Source organism: Jeotgalibaca caeni, assembly GCF_028863945.1.
Classification (GTDB): domain Bacteria; phylum Bacillota; class Bacilli; order Lactobacillales; family Aerococcaceae; genus Jeotgalibaca; species Jeotgalibaca caeni.
Genome location: NZ_JARBEA010000032.1, coordinates 1 through 21,708, shown reverse-complemented (window position 1 = coordinate 21,708; position 21,708 = coordinate 1). Strand labels below are relative to the sequence as shown.

Sequence of the window (21,708 nt, the reverse complement as noted above, 5' to 3'; positions counted from 1 at the left end):
TCCTATCCAATGAATTTTTGACGAGTGCGCCAGCGAGTGGCAGCCACTAAGAGTAATTCCACGACAAGTACGGTAACAATTAAACTGATTAATCCTTTTTCAGGGGTAATGGTGCCTGTGTTCAGTAAGAAGTTCTTCTCACCCGTAATCACTTTGCCGAAATCAAAGTACGTTTGAGGGAAATAACTCACGTCCATGCCCAAGATTTGCCTGGTCGTTCGGCTGTAATAGAGCCGTTCAAAGAGAAAAGTAAAAATTCCGGCCAAAAACACCACCACTTCTTGACGGAAGAGTAGAGAAAAGAGAGCGGTCAGGCGAATGAATAAATAGATTAAGATTGCTACAAAAGGAAGAGATTGTAAGAAAAAAGTGCTCATTTTCATCAGACGATAGACACTCATGTCTGTCACATATTCTTCTGAATAAATAAATTGTGGAACTTGGAAAGCTCTGCTCCCGAAGCCATATAACAACCCATTTATGAGGAAGAAAAAACCAGCTGCTGCTAGGAAAAAAAGAAAAACAAAACTTAGCGTTGCCAATGATTGTACAAACAAATAGCGACCCCAGCTAAGTGGTACTCCAATGTGTTGGGTTCGCTTCTTGACGCCAATGATAAAAACATCAGCCGCAATAAAGAGCGCCAGGATAACCAAAATAGTTGGACCTAGTTCTAATAAGAAGAGATAAAGTTGTTGCAAGGACGTTTTTTCCTGAATAATAGAAAAGGTTAACGGTACCTGCTCTTCTTGATAACTGCGAATGCGGTTATGGAAATTTATCTCGTCATAGGTCAAGTCTTTTTCGGGGTATAGGGAAGAATTTAAATACTTTTCCAACCGTTCGTCCGTATGGAATTCAGGTAAATAAGTGGAAATAATTCCCATATACCGTTCAGCGTTCCCCGTTTGGATGGATTCTAGAAGCGCGTTTTGATAATCGTAATTGTTCTTCGCTTGACTAAAGGCCGACTGCCCGGTAAACCCATTCACCTGATAATTCCCATTTTCTCGTGCTTCTTCCATCAACCCTCGATTCGCGTTCCGATTGATTTCCAATTGCTGGTAATCAATCGTGTCGAAACTCTCCTGCTGTGGAAGCAAAATAAAACTATAAAAAAGAATGGCAAGAAAAACCAATCCAATGGTTAAGCGATTCTTCGAGCTGCGGGCCAAATGCAGCCATGTCTCCTTAAAGACCGTTTGATACATAGAGCAACTCCTTCCTGAATGAAATCTCATCTATTTTTAATAAATTAACATTAGTTTACCATATTCGTTTATCAAACAAAATGTTCAATTAGAAAAAAAGAGTGGGACAAAAGGCGTTTAGACCCGAATCACTGGAACGAATAAGCGCAGGATGGTCGTAGACCATCTGAGCATGATTCGTGAAGTGACGTCGGGTCTGCCTTTTGAAGCACGTTTAAGAGGTAGATACTCGTATACAGGAGGAGGCTGGGACTTTTGTTCCAGCACCTTTATTTACTAAAAGTAGATGCAGTGGCGCGAAAATCAGTCATTTCGCTTGATAAGTTCTGGCGCAACGTTGCCAGAGGAATCTTCACCAGACTTTTTTCTTGAACAACCGGCTGGCCGTCAATCCATACTGCCTGCACATTTGCTGCTTGTGCAGAATAAACAATTGTTGCATAAGGATCGAATAAAGGAAACATATTAACCGACTCTGTTTCAATGAGTAGGAGATCTGCTTTCTTCCCGGGTTCCAATGAGCCAATCGTCTCAGCCATTCCTAAGGCCTCGGCACCGCCCATAGTCGCAAGTCGGACAATCTCACGGGCAGGGAAGGCAGAACGATCTTTCAACTGTGTCTTATGGAAGTTTGCGACCATCCGCATCTGAGTGAATAAATCCAATGTATTTCCGCTGCTTGGTCCATCTGTTCCCAATCCGATTCGTAAGCCCGCTTCTTGCATCGCTTGAATCGGCGCAATGCCTTTCGCAGATTTTGTGTTTGCACCAATACAATGAGCAACCGCAACATCATGCTGCGCCAGAAGAGCAATGTCGTCAGGAGTGGCAAAGATGCAATGCGCCGCTACTGTGTTGGAGTTGAGAATCCCACAAGCCGCTAGGTAGGCAATCGGTGTCTGCTGGTACTCTTTTTCATATTTCTTCATCTCAAAGTCCATCTCGCTCACGTGAATAGTAAGGGGGACACCGTAGTGATCAGCAATCTTTCGTGCCTGCTGGAGCGATTCGGTTGTGTTCGTATAAGGTGCATGCGGGGCAATCGCTGGTGTGATGCGTTCGTGGTTCAGCCATTCTGGTATAAACCGCTCTGCATATTCTAATCCGCCAAAAGGAACCGGGGAGTCGCAAGCATCTTCCAGTACCGTCTCTGAAAGGATTGCCCTTGCTCCCATTTCATCTGCAGCGCGTGCCAAATCTGACTCAAAGTAATACAGATCCATGAAGGTGGTGATTCCTGCCAGCTGCATTTCGGCAATCGCATATTTTCCGCTATGGTAAGCCAACGAACGAGTCATACAAGCTTTCTCTAAGGGAAACAAGAAGCGGGTCAAACGGTCGGGTGTGTCATCTCCTAAAGACCGAAAGGGAATCATTCCGATGTGGGTATGTGTATTGACCATGCCGGGCATGGCAATTGCACCCCTTCCATCGATGGTCTTGTCAACTTGTACGGTTATTGGCGTTCCACTAGCGCCTACTGCTTCAATTGTATTCCCATTCATGAGTACAAAACCATTTGGGTACTCGGTATACGTTTGGTCCATCGTCAAGACGTGGACATTTTGGATAAGAGTTCTCATGATTCACCTGCCAATAAAGGGATTTTCGTGTGGGTGTGGACGTCCATCATCCCGAAATCAGTAATTTTTACTTGCGGTGACACGGGCAGAGAGAGGGTAGAAAAAGACATGATTTCATTGGTGTTCCGATAACCGAGTGCCTGCATCGCTTGACGGACCCCTTTCAATTGTTCGCCTAGCAAGGAGATCGGTTCTGTACTCAGAATACCGCCTAACGGTAAAGGACAGCAGCCTGTTTGTTGCCCTTCTTGAAAGACGACATAGCCGCCTTTCAAGCGAATCACTTCCGCTTGCGCAGCGAGCATGTCCGTTATGGATGTTCCCATGACCATTAAGTTGTGATGGTCGTGCGCCCAAGTTGTTGCAATGGAGCCCTTTTGATCGATCGCTTGTTCAACCAAGCCGTAGCCTATGTTCCCGTTCTTGCCGTAGCGTTCCATTACGACAACCAATGCGCAGGTACTGTTCTCGAAGTCTAAGAATCCATTCTTTACCGGAATCTCCCGCTGGACGAGTTTTGTGAACGTACCAATGGGGTGAATTTGAATGACATTACAGAGGACGGCTTCTTGATGAGTAGAAACAGGAATACGCAAATCTGCTTCGGTCAACAGCTTGCAATGAACGGAATTTAAAAAGGGTTCGGGAATAGAAAGGTCAACGGAAGGGTAGGCCATTTCTTCTCCACGTTGATGGACGCGGTACCCGTTTTTATAGACGGATGCAATCGACAAGGTTTCTAAGTCATCTAGAAGCAAGAAATCGGCTTTGTATCCTGCAACAATGGCTCCGCGGTCTTGAAAGTTCATGCGGCGAGCGGGTGTGTAGGTGCTCGTGTAGATTGCTTCTTCGATTGGCATGCCGGCTTGGATGGCCAGACGCATATTTTCATTTAAGTGACCGGTGAGTAAGTCATCCGCCATCACGTCATCCGTAATGAGGGCGATGTGTTCGTAGAGCTGATGTTCTTCTAATACGGCCATGTTTTCTGCCGTAATGGATTTCTTTTGAAATTCTAAGAACATTCCACTTTTAACTTTCTCGAGAATCGAAGCGGGTGACTGGTGTGTATGGTCGGCAGTCAATCCGGCATAGAGAAACTTAGCCAGTGTTTCTCCGCTGACCCGTGGAACATGACCTTCGAGCGGTAGAAAGGGACGTTCGCGGTGTACGGTTTGCAGAATATCTTGGATTAAGGAGGGAGATTCCTCGGTGATCCCTTTAAAGTTCATTGCTTCTCCTAACGCGATGACGCTGGGATGTTGGAGTAAGGCTTGAACTTCGGCTACACCGATCAATCCGCCCGTTGTTTCTAGTTCCGGGGTTGTGGAAGGAACGGAAGACGGAATGGCATAAAAAATGTCTAGTAGTGTTTCTTGTTCCATGAAGAATTCAATGCCTTCCATCCCACATACATTAGCGATTTCATGGCAATCTGCGACCACAGTTGTGACACCATGAGATAGAGCAGCACCGGAGAAGATGGCAGGAGGCACCATCGAACTCTCGATATGCATATGGATGTCAATCAGGCCTGGAATCATGTAGGTTCCTTGTGCATCGATCACTTCAAGGGGCTCAAGATAACGCAAATCTTGATCACTTATATAGTAGAACTTTTGGTTAGAAACCGTAACGTGCTGTTGTTCAAAACGTTTCAAAAAGATGTTAAATACAAGCGCATTTTCGATGAGTAAATCAACCTTCATAGGAGGCTCCTTTCGTTTAAAAAAGAGTGTTCCAAAACGCAAAGGTCTGCATTTTGGAACAGGATGTTTCTTTTATTTGAACAGATGTGTTATTGATTCAACGTCTGATTCCACTTCGTAAGCCATTGTTCCAGGTGTTCGTTTACAAAGGTAAAGTCGACTGCTTTGGCACGCTTTGCAACATCGCCATACGTTTTGTTCTCAGCGACAGCGTCCTCCAAGGTTACTTCCGTGTTAGTAGGTGCTTCGTTTAGAGATTCTGCTGTTTTCGTTTGCAGCTCTTGGCTCAGCTTCCAGTTGATAAAGTCATAAGCAGCTTCTTTGTTTTCTGAAGTAGCCACTACGTTCAAGGTGTTGAAGTTCGCATACGTGCCAGAAGCAGGTACGATGTAGGCTACATCTGGATTCGCTTCAGAAATAATCGGATAAGCAAAGTCGCCTACAACTGCCGCTACGATTTCACCAGACTGGAACAAGTTAGCTAAGTCAGAAGACTTTGTATAAGTCTTTGTAATGTTTGGTTTCAATTCTTCGAGGGCTTGGAAAGCTGCTTCGCCATTGTCTGAGGTGATGTCGACTTCTTTGTAGTCACTCGCTACATAGAGCATAGCTGGTCCAAAGGTAGTTGTTACATCGGGAATTGAAATTTTCCCAGCCAGAGAGGGATCCCATAGATCAGACCATTCATCAATTTTCATTCCGGCAGCTTCTTCGTTATAAATGATACCGATGCTGTTAATGGTATAGGCTGCACCAGAAGTATCCACCGCGTCTTTTGCTCCATCTACCAACAGCTTCAAGTTTGGTACCTTCGTTTCATCCAGCGGTTCGAACAATCCTTCCGCTACACCCGTTGCTGCATTGGCTTGGGAAAGTTCGATCACATCGATTGTCGAATTTGGATTGTTTTGTAATTTGGTGAACCGTTCACTCGAATTCCCAACTTCATAAGTAATTTCGGTAGCTTGAGCCTCTTCAAACGGTTGGAAAACATCGCGATCAATCACATCTTCGCTCAGGGCAAACGTTGAGATGACAAGTTCCTTGCTGGTTTCACTGGACGTTGCTTCTTGGCTGCCACATGCGGCCAAGAGAAGAGTAGCTGCGAGCGATAGAGTTGCGGTATGTAATTTTTTCATGGTTGTTTTTTCCTCCATTAAACTAGAATGATTTTTTCAGGATTCAGGTAGAGTGTAACGGTAGTACCGGCTTGGTATGCGTGTAGGTTCTCATCGTTAACCAGTAAATTTCCTAAGGCAGTTTGTACTTCATACTGATAACTTTTTCCTAAAAAGGTACGAACCCGGATGGTACCGGTAATTGCATTTGCTTGTAATGCAGAATCAACGATTTCGATATCATCGGGACGAATGGTTGCTGTGACGGTTTCTTGGTCATTCGTTTGAACGGTATGGAATAAAGTCCCATCCGCAGCAAGATAGGTGCGGTCGTTTGTTCGATTGAGGTCAAAGAAGTTCTCGAACCCAATAAAACGAGCAACGAACTCACTCTTTGGTCGTCGGTAAATTTCTTCCGGCGAGTCAAACTGTTCGATGATTCCTTTATTCATGACCGCTACCTTGTCTGAGATAGAGAAGCACTCCTCTTGGTCATGTGTGACAAAGACCGTCGTAATTCCAAGTTTGCGCTGGATTCGTTTAATTTCCATCCGCATACTGACTCGTAATTTTGCATCCAAGTTGCTCAGCGGTTCGTCCAGCAACAAGAGCTTTGGTTCAATAACGAGCGCACGAGCGAGAGCAACCCGTTGCCGCTGACCGCCTGATAATTGCTTGGGGTACCGGTCGGCGTACTCACTTAATCCAGTCACTTCTAGCATGCGAGCTACCTTTTCTTCGATAATAGCTTTCTTTTCTTTCTTCAACTTCAAACCGAAGCCAACGTTTTCCTTGATCGTTAAATGTGGGAAAAGAGCATAGGACTGAAAGACCATACCGAAGTTCCGCTTGTGTACAGGAACTTTTGTTAAGTCCAGCTCATCGACGAGGAAACTTCCTTGATTCGGATCGATGAGGCCCGCAATGACTCGCAAGGTAGTTGTTTTCCCACAACCAGACGGACCAAGCAAGGAAACCAGTTCTCCTTTTTCAATGGAGAGGTGTAGATTTTTTAGAATATCCGTTTTTCCATCATAGCTGACGCGAATATCCTCTAGTTGAACAAATGCCATGGGATGGCGTCCTCCTTTAAGACGATATGGATGCAAGTCCAAGTGTTTTTTCAATCAGAACCATTAACAGAATCGTCCCAAGCATCAATAGAACGGATAGCGCTGAAACGGTTGGATCGTAATTATATTCAATATAGCTCATTAGATTAGTAGGCAGAGTAGTCACGCCCGGACCCGACAGGAATTGGGAAACGGGTATGTTATTGAAGGAATTGATAAACGCCAACATGAAAGAAGCGAAAATTCCTGACGTAATATTAGGTAACACGACTTGAAAGAATGTCTTGAGTTTGGTGCTCCCTAATGTCCAGGCCGCTTCTTCCAGTGAGAAGTCCAATTGCTCCATGCTGGAACCGACGACTCGGATGATATAAGGCAAGCTGATTAAAAAGTGCCCCAACAACAGTCCTTGGAAAATCGGCAACTGCAAGCGGATGACGATGAACTGAAACATTGAAAATCCGACTACTACTCCAGGAATAATGGTAGGAGACAAGAAGAAATTCTTCAGTGCCTTTCGCCCTGGGAAGGAATGGCGCGACAAAGCATAGGCGGAAGGAACGCCAACTGCCAATGCCAATAAGGTAGCCAAAAAAGAAACACGGATACTCAGCCAAAAACTGCTAAGGAAGCCGCTCACTTGAAACACATTGGCATACCATTTGAACGTGAAGCCTTCAATTGGAAATTGAATCGTTGGATTCTCCCCAAATGAAGTAATCACGATAATAAGTAAGGGAAAGAACAAAAACAAGAAAACGAGTAAAGCGAAAAAGGCCAGTCCACGTTGTTTACGCATCCAGTTCGCCTCCTCTGCGGTCGATACGAGCAGCAAGCCAGTTAAATGTATTCATAACAACGACCGTCGTTAGAATCATAATCACTGCAATGACGCCAGCACTTTCCCAATCCCCCAGCGTCATGGCGTTTTGATAGAGGAAGGTAGACATCATCATATTTTGATTGCCCCCCAAGAGTTGCGGCGTGGTGTAAGCTGTCAAGGTTCCGGTAAATACTAAGACGCTGCCCACAATGACTCCAGGCAAGCTCAATGGCAAGAGGACCTTCATAAACGCAACAAAAGGGCTCGCACCCAGTGTTTCTGCGGCCTCCAATATTTCCTGATCAATATTCTCTAAAATTCCCACTAAAGTTGTAATCATTAAAGGAAGAAAGAGGTAAAGGGAGCCCAAGGTGATAGCAAACTCGCTATATAACATCCGGAGGGGTTCGTCGATTATGCCTGTTTGGAGCAAGAGGCGATTGACAATGCCATTTGTCCCCAAGATATTAATCCAAGCGAAACTGCGTACGACCGAGTTCGTTAACAAGGGGAAGAGAACCAGGCCCATTAATAAGCTCCGCCATTTCCTATCCGTTCTTGCAATAAACGCTGCGGTCGGCAATCCCAACAGAATCGTCCAAAAGGTAACCAGGAGTGATATTCGGATCGTTCGCCAAAGAATGCCACGATTGTAACTTTCACTCAGAAAAGAAACATAGGCATCCAATGTGAGGGTACCTTGATAGAAGGTGGGGTAAATAATAGTAAATAAAGGCAGAACCAGAAAAACGATCAGCAGAATCAGGCCCGGCGCAATAATCAAATAAGGAATATTCTTCTTGTATGACAAAAGGGAAGGTCTCCTTTCTAAAGACATTGTTAGCTTATTTTCTGAATCATAAGAGAATTATAGCTTGCTGAGTCTTGTTTTACAACCAAAAAACGAATAGTTATGATATTTAAGTGATATAATGTTCGTGTTTTGCCATTTTTGCTTTCTCCGCCTATTTCATGGAGAATGTTGTATAATGAGAATAATAAATTCGATCAGAAGAGGAAGCGGAAACCATGACGATGAAAAAGATGCTTTTATTTGTGCTTACAGCAGGAATTTCGATGGGGGTTTTGGCTGGTTGTTCCGGCAGTGATGGAGAACCAAGTCCGTATGAAGAGTCAGAAGTTAATCAACTTGAAGGCGTGAGTATGGAAACAACAGAAGCTACCTACCCTGTTGAGGCAGAGGGAGTAAACGTTCGAATAAAGAATGAAACCGATGAAGAGTATTATTATGGTGTTGCCTACAGTGTTGAGAGATTAGTGAATGATACGTGGGTAGTCGTTCCCTTTGAAGGGGAAGTTTCTTGGATTGAAATTGCCATTACACTTGCTCCTCAAAGTGAAAATGAAGAAGGGGTTTCCTTTGACCTGTTAGAATCTGATCGTGAACCGGGCACGTACCGCATTATCAAAGAGGTGGCCAACCATGTAGTGGCAGCGGAATTTGAATTAGTAGAAACGGAGTAGAATGAATGAATCCTGAACAATTTAAGCAAGCAATGGCTCAAGCAGGTATTGACTTGAGTGAAAGACAAATGGAACAGTATGAGTTGTATTACCAACTGTTGGTTGAATGGAATGAAAAAATAAATTTAACGGCTATTACGGATCACGATGAAGTGTACTTGAAGCATTTTTATGATTCAGTAACGTTGGGTCTCCACGTAGACGCCTTCCACCAGCCGATTCAATTGTGTGATGTGGGAGCGGGCGCTGGATTTCCTAGTATTCCATTAAAGATCGCTTTCCCCCATATAAAAGTGACCATTGTAGATTCACTGAATAAACGAATCCAATTTTTGGAACAGTTGATTGAAGCGTTAGGACTAGAAGGGGTTTCCTGTTACCATGACCGCGCTGAAACGTTTGGTCAGAACCCAACGTTCCGCGCAAGCTTTGACTTTGTGACGGCGCGTGCAGTTGCTCGGATGAGTGTCTTGAGCGAACTGTGCTTGCCGCTTGTGAAGAAAGAGGGCTATTTTGTAGCCATGAAGGCAGCGAGCTCCAAGGAAGAATTAGATGATGCGAAGCAAGCCATTGCCACTCTCGGTGGAAAGTTGGAAAAGGATATTGCCTTCGAGCTGCCACTGGATGCAGGAGAACGCCATATCGTATTGATTAAGAAAACAAAAGACACACCAATGAAATACCCACGTAAGCCAGGAACACCGAATAAACAACCTTTATAAGAAAGCACAGCTCGTATAAATGCCACCCCATTTGTGCGAGCTGAGGCTTGTTTTGTTGATTTTTCAGAGAATCGTGGAAGATGGGTATTTTTTTAGGCATTTTTTTGATACAATGGTCGGGTAAACAAACGCAACGATAGTGGAATAAACGAGCGATAAATGATGCAGTCATTTTGAAAGAATGCGCCTAAGGAAAAACGCTCTGTATCGTTTTTCTTTTTTTTTGCATCGAACATATATATAGAAGATAGAAATTGGAGGAAATCAAATGACACGGATCATTGCAGTAGCCAACCAAAAAGGAGGAGTGGGTAAAACGACTACCACCGTAAATGTGGCGGCCGCGTTAGCCTATTTAGGAAAGAAAGTTTTATTAATTGATAGTGATGCACAAGGGAATGCAACGAGCGGATTAGGTATTTCCAAAGCGGATGTAGACAAAGACATTTACGATGTCCTCGTGAACCGTATTCCGATTGCCGATGCTGTTCAGCCTTCCTCAAGAGAGAACTTGTGGGTAGTACCAGCAACCATTCAACTGGCAGGTGCAGAGATTGAATTGACAAGCCAGCCACACCGGGAAGCAAGGCTTCGCGATGCGATTGAAGGATTGATTCAAGACACGGAAGAACCGTATGATTATATCTTTATCGATTGTCCGCCTTCTCTGGGACACCTTACGATTAATGCTTTTACCGCGAGTAATGCGGTATTGATTCCGGTTCAATGTGAATACTATGCCTTAGAAGGGTTAAGCCAATTGCTGAATACCTTCCGCTTAGTGCAAAAGCACTTCAACAAAGACCTGAAAATTGAAGGGGTCTTGTTGACGATGCTGGATGCACGTACCAATTTAGGTTTTGAAGTAGTTGAAGAAGTGAAGAAGTACTTTAAAGAAAAGGTGTATGACACCATTATTCCACGGAACATTCGTCTGTCTGAAGCTCCAAGCTATGGCCAATCGATTATTGACTATGACATTCGTTCTAAAGGGGCGGAGGTATACCTAGAACTCGCAAAGGAAGTGTTGGCAGATGGCGAATAAAAACAACAAAGGCTTAGGCCGAGGCATCGATGCCTTATTCAGTAGTTTTGAATCGCTGGAAGAAATTGATGAGACGAGAGAGCACGTGGAGCAGGTTTCCTTGGACGAGATTCGCCCAAATCCCTACCAACCACGTAAAACCTTTGATGAAGCTTCCTTACAGGAACTTTCGGATTCAATTAAATTAAACGGCGTCCTGCAACCCGTTATCTTGCGTCAATCGACCGTGAAGGGGTATGAAATCATTGTCGGAGAACGTCGGGTTCGTGCTTCAAGGCTAGCAGGGAAAGAAACGGTGCCAGCTATTGTTCGTGAGCTGGATGAACAGGCGATGATTGAACTAGCGGTCATTGAAAACTTGCAGCGGGAAGACTTGTCACCGCTTGAAGAAGCAGAGGCGTACCAAATGTTGATGGATAAGCTAAACCTCACCCAAGTGCAAGTAGCAGAACGTTTAGGGAAAAGTCGTCCGTATATTGCGAACTATTTACGACTGCTTACTTTGCCAGAAGACGTGAAAGAGTTCTTGCGTGACGGTTCTTTGACAATGGGCCAAGCGCGAACTTTGCTGGGAATAAAAGACCAACAACTTCTTAGTGATTTAGCCGTGCGCACAGTCGAAGAAGGAATCACCGTCCGTCAGTTGGAAGTGTTGGTACAACAACTGAATGAACCTGGACAACCAAAAGACAAGAAGCCAAAGAAAAAAGCAGCCAAGCCGTACTATATTTTGGAGAGCGAAGAACGATTGATGGATAAATTTGGCACATCCGTTCAGATCACTCCAAAAGGGGAGCAAGGGAAAATCGAGATTGAATACTTGTCACCTTCTGATTTGAACCGCATCTTGGAGCTATTAGAGATTGAATTCGACAACTAGAAAGAGGTGTCACCGTGATGATCCAGAAAGAATATGACTTGCATGATGTGGTAGAGATGAAGAAGCCCCATCCATGCCAAAGTAATTCCTGGGAGATTATCCGTATGGGGATGGATATCCGCATTAAATGCCAAAAGTGCGGCCAGATGGTAATGATGCCACGCCGAGAATTTGAGAAGAAAATGAAAAAGGTATTGGTGAAAAGCACACCCGCTGAGTAAAGAAAGTGGGCGCTGAAGATACCTCCAAGTATTTAGGGAAAGAGTGAGAAAATATGTCATTAACAGCAGGAATTGTCGGGTTGCCGAACGTAGGGAAATCAACCCTATTCAATGCCATCACCAAAGCGGGAGTAGAGGCGGCAAACTATCCGTTTGCAACCATCGATCCAAACGTTGGCGTGGTAGAAGTGCCAGATGAGCGCTTAGATAAATTAACCGAATTAGTAAAACCAAAGAAAACTGTCCCAACGACTTTTGAATTTACAGACATTGCTGGAATTGTAAAAGGCGCCAGCAAAGGCGAAGGGCTAGGAAACAAGTTTCTGGCTAACATCCGCCAAGTAGATGCCATTTGTCACGTGGTTCGTTGTTTCCATGATGAGAACATCACTCACGTAAGTGGCAAGGTTGATCCTTTGACCGATATCGAAGTGATTAACTTGGAGCTGATTTTTGCCGACCTAGAATCGATCGAGAAGCGTTACACGCGTGTCAGCAAGATCGCACGTACGAAAGATAAAGATGCCCTGCAAGAAATGGGTGTATTGGAACGCATTAAAGAAGCACTTGAAGAAGGAAGATCCGCTCGTACGGTTGAATTTACACCAGAAGAAGAACCGTTCGTGCAAAGTTTATTCCTTTTAACCACGAAACCAGTCTTATACGTAGCGAACGTTGCGGAAGATGATTTGGTGGAAGGTGCAGACAATGAAATGGTACAAAAAGTCCGTGAATTTGCTGCAACAGAAGGCGCTGAAGTAGTTACCATCAGTGCGCGAATCGAAGAAGAAATGGCTGAACTGGATGATGAAGAAAAAGCAGAGTACTTAGGTGAGTTAGGTTTGGAACATTCTGGCCTAGACCAACTAATTAAAAAAGCATACACCTTGCTTGGTTTAGGTACTTACTTTACAGCTGGGGAAAAAGAAGTGCGTGCCTGGACGTTCCGTCTCGGTATGAAAGCTCCGCAAGCAGCTGGTGTGATCCATACAGACTTTGAGCGTGGGTTCATCCGTGCAGAAACGGTTTCTTACGAAGACTTGTTAGCATACGGCGGTATGCAAGCTGCTAAAGAAGCTGGGAAAGTCCGTTTGGAAGGAAAAGACTATGTAGTTCAAGACGGAGATGTCATGTTGTTCCGCTTTAATGTATAATCGATGCAGTCTAATTTAGGAGGCAATAAGAAGTGGCTGAAACAAACACTGAAAAAACGCTGGAACAAACGAAGGTCGAAAACCAAGCTTTGTGGCAGCAACTAACCAAACGAAATGAACAGTTTATGATTGGCTTAGATAAAATTTTGACCGAAGCCAACTACGACGAAGAAAAGAAAAACCATCGTTACAATAAAATGATGAGTGAACTAGTTGCCAACCAAAAAGTCGGCGTCACTGCACGTCAGCTCTATGGTACGGTATCCGAATGTGCCCAAAACCTGTTACAAGAACAAGAGGAAGAACTAGGACGCCGCTCGCCAGATTGGTTGATTGCGGTTGATGGAGGACTTCTGTTAGGTTCAATCTTTGCTTTGATTTCCGGTATTACACTCCTCACCTCAGATGGAGCAGAAGCGCAAGCGGGCATGGGGATGATCAGTTTAATTTTGAATTACCTAGTAGGTGGCTTGGCCATGCTGATTATTTCTAAATACATGCCGAATCCAGACGCACCAAAAGGCAAGCGTGGATACGGGAAATATATTGGTGCCACAACGGTTGCCATGTTGCTGTGGATGTTGACCATGACATTATCGACTGGTCTTATTCCAAAAAGCATCAACGCCCCTCTACCAGGAATTGCGTATTTAGCGATTGCTGCAGCAGGAATTGGCGCGAAAATGTACTTGAAACGCAAGTTCCGCATTGTTGGCGGAGTATTTTAGGCAAGAGGCGGGAGGAGACTCCTGCCTTTTTTGTTTATCTATACCTTGACGGCATAGAATGAAGATGGTAAGTTAGACAATAAAAAATTAGCTCATTAAAGGGGAGAGGAAAGCAGAATGTCGAACTGGGAAACAAAATTTGTAAAAGAAGGACTTACTTTTGATGACGTGCTTTTGATACCAGCTGAAAGCCACGTATTACCGAATGACGTTGATGTATCGATTCAGCTAGCCAAAAATATTAAGTTGAATGTACCTATTTTAAGTGCCAGCATGGATACCGTAACAGAAGCGGGAATGGCGATTGCAATGGCGCGCCAAGGAGGGCTTGGTGTCATCCACAAAAACATGTCCATCCAAGCACAAGCCGACGAAGTGAAGAAAGTTAAACGCTCCGAAAGTGGCGTTATTATTGACCCGTTCTTCCTTACGCCAAACCACCTCGTTCAAGAAGCGGAGTATTTGATGAGTAAGTACCGTATCAGCGGCGTTCCGGTTGTAAACGACATGGATGAACGCAAGCTAGTCGGGATTCTGACCAATCGGGATCTTCGTTTCATTAGTGATTATCAACAGCCAATTGGAAATGTGATGACAAAAGAAGATCTTGTGACTGCCCCAGCCGGCACTTCTTTGAAAGAGGCCGAAAACATTCTGCAAAAACATAAGATTGAAAAACTTCCCCTTGTTGATGAAGCAGGAAAATTAGCCGGTCTCATCACGATTAAGGATATTGAAAAAGTAATTGAATTCCCGAACGCTGCAAAAGATGAGCATGGCCGCCTTCTGGTAGCTGCAGCAGTTGGAGTGACGACGGATACCTTTGACCGTGCGCAAGCCTTGTTGGATGCAGGAGCAGATGCCATTATTATTGATACGGCTCACGGACATAGCGCCGGTGTGTTACATAAAATCAGAGAGATTCGTGCAGCTTTCCCAACAGCAACCTTGATTGCCGGGAATGTAGCTACTGCAGAAGGAACCCGTGATTTATACGAAGCGGGCGTTGATGTAGTAAAGGTTGGGATCGGCCCTGGATCGATTTGTACCACACGTGTGGTGGCAGGAGTCGGGGTTCCGCAAATTACAGCGGTATACGATGCTGCAAGTGTGGCTCGTGAATACGGCAAAACAATTATCGCGGATGGCGGTATTAAATACTCAGGCGACATCGTGAAAGCAATGGCAGCAGGCGGTCACGCCGTAATGTTAGGAAGTATGCTGGCAGGAACAGACGAATCACCAGGCGAATTTGAAATTTTCCAAGGTCGCCGTTTCAAAGTGTACCGCGGAATGGGCAGCTTGGCTGCAATGGAAAAAGGTTCGAGCGATCGCTACTTCCAAGGTGGCGTCAACGAAGCCAACAAGTTGGTACCAGAAGGAATCGAAGGTAGGGTAGCTTATAAAGGCGGAGTTGGCGACATCATCTTCCAATTGCTGGGCGGTATCCGTTCCGGTATGGGCTATGTTGGAGCAGCGAACCTAGAAGAATTGCGCGAAAACGCTCAGTTTATCCGCATGACAGGCGCTGGCTTAGTCGAATCCCACCCGCATGACGTACAAATTACCAAAGAAGCACCAAATTATTCTATTCACCGTTAAACGTTTAAGCAAAAGAACAATGACTCTACCTCCAGAAGGTAGAATCATTGTTCTTTTTTTGTTTTTGGACAAGTAGGCAGGTGAAAATGGGGTCACTTGTCCATTTCTACCGTTTTCGGACAAGTGAAGGAACGATGAAACGTTCACTTGTCCAAAATGAGCAAATTCGGACAAGTGAGGTCAAAAATCTGCCCCTACTTGTCCAAAAGATTATTCAAACGTCTGTACTTGTATGCAGGAAGAGGAAGGTTATAATAATAGATAGTAGAAACCTAAAACTTTCTTAACAATTCCTTTACTTTCTTCTGTTAAACTAGCCACAATATGGCAAGATGGGGGAGCACTTATGACGAAAATATTAATCGTTGATGATGACCGCGAAATTGTAGACTTACTCAGTATTTATTGCAAAAATGAAGGATATGAACCAATAAAAGCTTATAACGGTATGGAGGCCTTACAAATGCTGCAGCAGCACTTGGATATCCACCTGCTTATTTTAGATTTGATGATGCCGAAAAAAGACGGCATTACGGTATTGAAAGAAATGCGTGACAAAGAGAATCATTTGCCTGTCCTGATTCTTAGTGCCAAATCGACCGATATGGATAAAATTAAAGGCCTGACTTCTGGAGCGGATGATTATGTTTCCAAACCGTTTAATCCGCTAGAAGTAATGGCGCGGATTAAGTCTTTGCTGCGTCGTTCAGGTATTTCCCAACAAGAAGCTGAGCCGAATGTCATTGAAGTAGGCCCGCTTATTATTACCAAAGAATCGCATGAAGTGAAAACCCTAACCGGCAAAGAAATCCAACTGACTGCCTTGGAATTTGGTATTTTATACTTACTTGCCAGCAATTTGAACCGTGTATTCAGCGCCGATGAAATTTTTGAGCGCGTTTGGCTACAAGAGAGTATCGTTTCTGCAAAAACAGTAATGGTTCATGTCAGCCATTTGCGGGACAAGATAGAAAAAGCAACCGGTGGAGACAAAGTGATTCAAACGGTATGGGGCGTCGGGTACAAGATTTCTGAATAAGAGAGGACCGATTGTTTGTTAAAGATGAAATTAACCAAAAAAGAACTCGGTGAGTTGATTTTTGAAGCCATCGTCACGATGACGATTATGTACTTCATCTATATGGGTCTCCTGCTTCTTTTTAATCAGATTGTTTATTCTCCGCCCGCTTTCCTGTTGGAAATACCGACTGCCTGGGACGTGGTGCAATATTTTGACTTAATTCTGATCCGTTTCCGAACCGTTTTCCTAGCAACAGCGACCATGTTTGCCGTCTTGTTTACGTGGTGGCGGTTGAACCGGCGTTACAAGCAGATGCAGCTGCGTCATATTTTGGATGAGCTGCACTACATTGCTTCGGGACATTTCGATCACCGAATTGATGCGCAGTTGTCGGGTGACATGGAAGATGTGGTAAACAGCATCAACACGCTCGTTGAAAGTACGGTTACTGCAATGGAAGAAGAACGCCGGATTGAGCAATCAAAAGACGAGCTCATCACCAATGTGAGCCACGATATCCGGACGCCGCTCACATCCATCATCGGGTATTTGGGGTTAATTGCTGACAAACAGTATTCCTCTACTGAGGATGTGGAACGCTATATCCATATTGCCTATACCAAAGCCCTGCAAATGAAAGTGTTGGTTGATGATCTATTCGAATATACGAAGGTGCGTCAAACTTCTACACCCCTTATCATTCGAACACTTAACCTGGGAAACTTCCTCGAGCAGATTGCTGCCGAATTCGAACTGGAGTCAGGAAGGAAGCACATGGACATCCAAGTCGAAGTTACCGCAGAGCCGCTCATGATTGAAGTGGACGTGGATAAAATAGCTCGTGTATTCAACAACTTGATATCCAATGCCTTGAAATATGGGCGGGGTGGTACTTGGGTGCGCATCAAGGCAGAAAAAGTAGGATCGGAAGCCATTATCACCGTCATGAACAATGGGGAACGAATCCCTCAAGCGGCGCTGGAAGAATTGTTCAATCGATTCTACCGCGTAGAGTCTTCTCGTTCTCAGCAAACAGGTGGGACAGGACTTGGCTTAGCCATTGCGCAGAGCATCATCGCACTACATGGCGGCTATATTTATGCCGAGTCGAACGATGAAGTAACCAAGTTTGTGATGCACCTGCCCTTACAACAAATCAAGAAGTAACTCGCAACGTTCTGCGTTGCGGGTTTTTTTCAAAAAAACCTCGGGAAAATGTTGTTTTTTCGGCTTTTTTCAGCTACCATTAAAGACGTATGATTGTAACGCTTATTACTAACGAGAAGTAAATTGAATGGAGAAGAATAGCAATAATGAAAATGAATCGAATGAAAAAATGGACCCTAGGCGTATTGTCGTCCAGTGTGTTGGCGAGCTCATTCTTAGCCGCGCCTGCTGCTTTGGCTGCTGTGGAACCCATTAACGTAGATGCAAAAGCTGCTTTTGTAATTGATAATGAAACAAATAAAATTCTTTTTAACCAAAATGGAGACGAATCGCTAGGAATAGCTTCCATGACAAAGATGCTAAGTGTATATCTTATCCTTGAAGCCATTGAGAAAGGTGATGTGACTTGGGAAACACCGGTTCCGATTAGTGATTATGCTTATTCAATCAGCCAAAACTATGAGTTGTCGAATGTTCCGCTTCGTCAAGATTTCACTTATACAGTACGTGACTTGTACGAATCAATGCTTGTTTATTCCGCAAATGGAGCTTCTATTGCCATGGCTGAACTACTTGGCGACAGCGAACCTGGCTTTGTTGACATGATGACAGCGAAGTTGGATGAATGGGGAGTAACTGATTACGGAATTTACAACTCAAGTGGTTTACCGAATAACTACGCAAATGAACAAGGCCAATTGTATCCGGGTGCGCCTGTTGATACAGAGAACCATATGACTGCACGCGGCGTTGCTACACTAGCAGACCACTTGTTGGATGACTATCCAGAAGTTTTAGAAACAACAAAGCTAACAGATAAAACATTCATGGAAGGTTCTGGCGATGAAATTGCCATGACTACGTATAACTACATGCTGCGTGAAGATTCTGGATATTACCGTGCGGCTGTAGACGGTTTGAAGACAGGAACAACCGATGGATCGGGTGCTTCCTTTACCGGAACGACCATGGAAAATGAGATGCGAATCATTACCGTAGTAATTGGTGCGGAAGACAACGACGGCCGTTTCATGGAAACCAACCGTTTAATGGATTTTGCCTATGCGAACTTTGAGAAAGTACAAGTAGCAGAAAAAGGCAGCCCTGTAGAAGCGCAAGAGAACTTGGAGATTGCGAAAGGGAAAGAAGAAGAAGTGGGATTGAACTACAGTGCCGACTTGACCGTTGTGACACCGAAGCAAGAAGAACGTGAAATTACCACGGAGTTGACCTTGAATAAAGACTTACTGAATGAAGATGGAATCGTGGAAGCACCGATTGAAGCAGGAACAGAAGTAGGGAAAGTAGCTATTTCAATTGAAGGCGACGACCTGGGTTACCTAGGCGACGGATCCGACAGCGTGAATGTTGCGGTTGCTGAAACAGTAGAGAAAGCAAACTTCTTCACGCTAGGATGGAGATGGATTGCCCGTACAGCTGCAAATGGCTGGGATACGGTAACGGATTTCATTTCTGGCTTTTTCAGTTAAGCATTGACTTCTTAGAAAAGAATCAAGTAAAATAAAGCTAACTTAAACAAGTAAAGCCATGCATGTGACTAGTAAATAAAGAGAATAAAGTAGAGAATCGATGGTTGGTGAAAATCGATATATTCCCTTATTGAATCCACACATGAAGCAAACAATGAAAACATAAAATGATTAAATTGTTTCGGGTCCCCCGTTATCGTCACAAAGTGCGGATGTCTAACGATGTCCGAAACTGGGTGGTACCGCGAACAGAAGCCATTTCGTCCCAAATTACAGGGATGGAATGGCTTTTTTGAATACAAAAATGGAGGGATAGCAAATGTTAGATGTAAAAAAGATTCGTGAAGAATATGAAGCAACCGCTGAGAAGTTATTAATCCGTGGAGTAAAACAGGAAGAATTAGAGGCTTTCAAACAATTAGACGAGGAACGCCGTGAAAAAATCGTAGAAACAGAAAACTTGAAGCAATACCGCAACCAAGTGTCGCAAGAAATTGCTGCCTTAAAACGTAACAAAGAAAATGCCGATGAAAAAATTGCAGAAATGAAAAAAGTAGGAGACCAAATCAAACAACTAGATGCAGATTTGGCTGAAATTGAAGAAAAGACTACCTATATTGCTACGAGGTTGCCTAACTTACCGCATGAGTCGGTACCGGTTGGGGCAGATGAAGATGATAACGTTGAAGTACGTAAATGGGGAGAGCCTCGTGCGTTTGACTTTGAACCAAAGGCCCACTATGAAGTGGCAGAAGCACTAGGGATTTTGGACTTTGAACGTGCTGCCAAAGTAACGGGTTCGCGTTTTGTCTTCTATAAAGGACTAGGGGCTCGTTTGGAGAGAGCTTGTTACAACTATATGCTTGATTTGCATGTGGAAGAACATGGCTATACGGAAATGATTACTCCTTATATCGTTAACGAAGCATCGATGTTTGGGACTGGTCAATTCCCTAAATTCAAAGAAGATGTATTCCAATTAGAAGATGATCGGAACTTCACCCTAATTCCAACTGCAGAAGTGCCTTTAACAAACTACTTCCGCGATGAGATCATGGACGAAGCCGATTTGCCAACCTACTTTACCGCAATGAGCCCTTCGTTCCGTTCAGAAGCAGGCAGCGCTGGCCGTGATACAAGAGGACTAATCCGGATGCACCAATTCCATAAGGTAGAGATGGTGAAGTTCAGTAAACCAGAAACTTCTTATGAAGAATTAGAAAAAATGACTGCCGATGCAGAATCCGTTCTGCGGACACTGGGCTTGCCATACCGCACCATCACGCTATGTACAGGAGACATGGGCTTTTCTGCAGCCAAAACCTATGATATTGAAGTATGGGTTCCTGCTCAAGCAACGTACCGAGAAATCAGTTCGTGTTCAAATACAGAAGACTTCCAAGCTCGCCGGGCAAAAATCCGCTACCGCAACGAAGAAGGAAAAGTAGAATACGTGCATACATTGAATGGTTCTGGAGTGGCAGTGGGTCGTACCGTAACAGCTATTTTAGAAAATTATCAAAATGAAGACGGGTCTGTAACGATTCCAGAAGTACTTGTTCCTTATATGGGTGGCATCACCGAAATCACCAAAGAAAATGCACTCGGAAACAAAAACAAAACGATATAGAAGAAACAGGTTCATGTGGTACACTATAAAAAATGGAAAGGATGGTACGAATGGCAGAAAAGAAATTAGAACAAGCAACGTTTGCTGGAGGATGCTTCTGGTGTATGGTAAAACCATTTGATTCTCTACCAGGGATTGAATCAGTTGTTTCCGGGTACACAGGTGGACACGTTCCAAACCCTACCTATGAACAAGTATGTACCGGCACAACTGGACACACAGAAGCAGTTCAAATTACATTTGACCCAGAAGTGTTCCCATACAAAGACTTAGTAGAAGTGTACTGGCAACAAACGGATCCAACTGATCCAAACGGTCAATTCGTAGATCAAGGCAATTCCTATCGTCCAGCAATCTTCTACCATAATGAAGAACAAAAACAAATTGCTGAAGCATCTAAAAAAGAACTAGGGGAAAGTGGCCGCTTCAAGAAAACGATCATTACTCCGATTGAGCCTGCTCAACCGTTTTACGCAGCGGAAGATTATCACCAAGATTTTTACCGTAAATCAAGCACCCACTACAAACGTTACCGTTCAGCATCAGGACGAGATAACTTCTTGGGACAACATTGGGAATAGAAATAAGAAGAGGTAGGATTTATCCGAACCTCTTTTTATTTTGCCTAATAAAAGTACCACGAACAAACGGACCGAAAAGATTGCAGATAAGGGAGAAAAAGTCTCAAAAAGGAACAAAAAACAAGCAGAATAAATAGAACGTTCGGGTTCATTGGTAAGGTAAAATTATTTTCGAAAAAGTGCCAGAAAAGCTTGCTAAAACAAGGAAAACGGTGTAATATTAATTTTCGTTAGCCCCTCAGTTTTTCTTTCAAAAAAGAAAATTGAATAAGCTAAAAAAACACTTGATTCTAGTTTGAAAAAGAGCTATGATATAAAAGTTGTTGGATTCAAAGAAAAACAACTTAAAAAACTTTTTCAAAAAAGTGTTGACTTACAAAATAACACATGCTATTATTAAGTAGTTGTCACAAAGCGTGTTACACGCCAGACGTGATAACGGATTGACCTTTGAAAACTGAACAA

At 43.9% G+C, this 21,708-nt stretch carries 20 protein-coding genes and 1 other annotated feature; of the genes, 13 read left to right on the top strand and 7 right to left on the bottom strand.

All coding sequences use genetic code 11. From position 1 onward, the window contains the following. Window positions 1–2: 2 nt before the first annotated feature. From PVE40_RS07945 to PVE40_RS07915, 7 genes are all read right to left on the bottom strand, one after another. Window positions 3–1,211 carry a hypothetical protein gene (locus PVE40_RS07945; RefSeq protein WP_274731363.1) on the bottom strand — a complete coding sequence of 403 codons (1,209 nt, stop codon included), beginning with the start codon at window positions 1,209–1,211 and terminating at the stop codon, window positions 3–5. A gap of 269 nt (window positions 1,212–1,480) precedes the next feature. Next, complete coding sequence (locus PVE40_RS07940; RefSeq protein WP_274731362.1) at window positions 1,481–2,794, bottom strand: amidohydrolase; 1,314 nt, start codon at window positions 2,792–2,794, stop codon at window positions 1,481–1,483. Continuing rightward, on the bottom strand, window positions 2,791–4,503 hold the full coding sequence (locus PVE40_RS07935) for an adenine deaminase C-terminal domain-containing protein (RefSeq protein WP_274731361.1): 1,713 nt from the start codon (window positions 4,501–4,503) through the stop codon (window positions 2,791–2,793). The genes PVE40_RS07940 and PVE40_RS07935 overlap by 4 nt, the downstream gene beginning before the upstream one ends. 89 nt (window positions 4,504–4,592) lie before the next feature. After that, a complete protein-coding gene (locus PVE40_RS07930; RefSeq protein ID WP_274731360.1) occupies window positions 4,593–5,642 on the bottom strand; it encodes an ABC transporter substrate-binding protein in 1,050 nt (349 codons plus the stop codon). Between the two features lie 17 nt (window positions 5,643–5,659). Then, complete coding sequence (locus tag PVE40_RS07925) at window positions 5,660–6,694, bottom strand: ABC transporter ATP-binding protein (RefSeq protein WP_274731358.1); 1,035 nt, start codon at window positions 6,692–6,694, stop codon at window positions 5,660–5,662. 16 nt (window positions 6,695–6,710) lie between these two features. Next, window positions 6,711–7,493, bottom strand: a complete 783-nt coding sequence (locus PVE40_RS07920) for an ABC transporter permease (RefSeq protein ID WP_274731357.1) — start codon at window positions 7,491–7,493, stop codon at window positions 6,711–6,713. Further along, entirely contained in the window at window positions 7,486–8,355 is an 870-nt protein-coding gene (locus tag PVE40_RS07915; protein WP_420828523.1) for an ABC transporter permease, read from the bottom strand. The genes PVE40_RS07920 and PVE40_RS07915 overlap by 8 nt, the downstream gene beginning before the upstream one ends. A 191-nt stretch (window positions 8,356–8,546) precedes the next feature. On the opposite strand from PVE40_RS07915, the gene PVE40_RS07910 reads away from it, so the two are divergent. From PVE40_RS07910 to msrA, 13 genes are all read left to right on the top strand, one after another. Beyond that, a complete protein-coding gene (locus PVE40_RS07910; protein WP_274731355.1) occupies window positions 8,547–9,002 on the top strand; it encodes an immunoglobulin-like domain-containing protein in 456 nt (151 codons plus the stop codon). A 5-nt stretch (window positions 9,003–9,007) separates the two neighbouring features. After that, window positions 9,008–9,724: a 16S rRNA (guanine(527)-N(7))-methyltransferase RsmG gene (gene rsmG / locus PVE40_RS07905; RefSeq protein ID WP_274731354.1), complete on the top strand. Its 717-nt coding sequence runs from the start codon at window positions 9,008–9,010 to the stop codon at window positions 9,722–9,724. Window positions 9,725–9,992: 268 nt separating this feature from the next. Further along, a complete protein-coding gene (locus PVE40_RS07900; RefSeq protein ID WP_274731353.1) occupies window positions 9,993–10,769 on the top strand; it encodes a ParA family protein in 777 nt (258 codons plus the stop codon). Continuing rightward, window positions 10,759–11,649, top strand: coding sequence for a ParB/RepB/Spo0J family partition protein (locus PVE40_RS07895; protein WP_274731351.1), 891 nt, complete (start codon window positions 10,759–10,761; stop codon window positions 11,647–11,649). Before PVE40_RS07900 ends, PVE40_RS07895 begins: the two co-directional genes overlap by 11 nt. Before the next feature lie 17 nt (window positions 11,650–11,666). Next, window positions 11,667–11,870, top strand: a complete 204-nt coding sequence (locus PVE40_RS07890; protein ID WP_274731373.1) for a DUF951 domain-containing protein — start codon at window positions 11,667–11,669, stop codon at window positions 11,868–11,870. A 53-nt stretch (window positions 11,871–11,923) separates the two neighbouring features. Beyond that, window positions 11,924–13,024 (top strand): redox-regulated ATPase YchF, encoded by a 1,101-nt coding sequence (gene ychF, locus PVE40_RS07885; RefSeq protein WP_274731350.1) that lies wholly within the window; start codon window positions 11,924–11,926, stop codon window positions 13,022–13,024. Between the two features lie 32 nt (window positions 13,025–13,056). Further along, entirely contained in the window at window positions 13,057–13,752 is a 696-nt protein-coding gene (locus tag PVE40_RS07880; protein WP_274731349.1) for a DUF1129 domain-containing protein, read from the top strand. Between the two features lie 117 nt (window positions 13,753–13,869). Next, entirely contained in the window at window positions 13,870–15,354 is a 1,485-nt protein-coding gene (gene guaB / locus PVE40_RS07875) for an IMP dehydrogenase (protein ID WP_274731348.1), read from the top strand. A gap of 346 nt (window positions 15,355–15,700) precedes the next feature. After that, a complete protein-coding gene (locus PVE40_RS07870) occupies window positions 15,701–16,393 on the top strand; it encodes a response regulator transcription factor (RefSeq protein WP_274731347.1) in 693 nt (230 codons plus the stop codon). 24 nt (window positions 16,394–16,417) lie between these two features. Continuing rightward, a complete protein-coding gene (locus PVE40_RS07865; protein ID WP_274731372.1) occupies window positions 16,418–17,542 on the top strand; it encodes a sensor histidine kinase in 1,125 nt (374 codons plus the stop codon). Window positions 17,543–17,688: 146 nt separating this feature from the next. Then, window positions 17,689–19,032 (top strand): serine hydrolase, encoded by a 1,344-nt coding sequence (locus tag PVE40_RS07860; protein ID WP_274731346.1) that lies wholly within the window; start codon window positions 17,689–17,691, stop codon window positions 19,030–19,032. A gap of 49 nt (window positions 19,033–19,081) precedes the next feature. After that, window positions 19,082–19,303 (top strand) — a binding site (T-box leader). A 48-nt stretch (window positions 19,304–19,351) separates the two neighbouring features. After that, entirely contained in the window at window positions 19,352–20,662 is a 1,311-nt protein-coding gene (gene serS / locus PVE40_RS07855) for a serine--tRNA ligase (protein WP_274731345.1), read from the top strand. 50 nt (window positions 20,663–20,712) lie between these two features. Then, entirely contained in the window at window positions 20,713–21,243 is a 531-nt protein-coding gene (gene msrA / locus PVE40_RS07850; protein WP_274731344.1) for a peptide-methionine (S)-S-oxide reductase MsrA, read from the top strand. Window positions 21,244–21,708 lie beyond the last annotated feature (465 nt).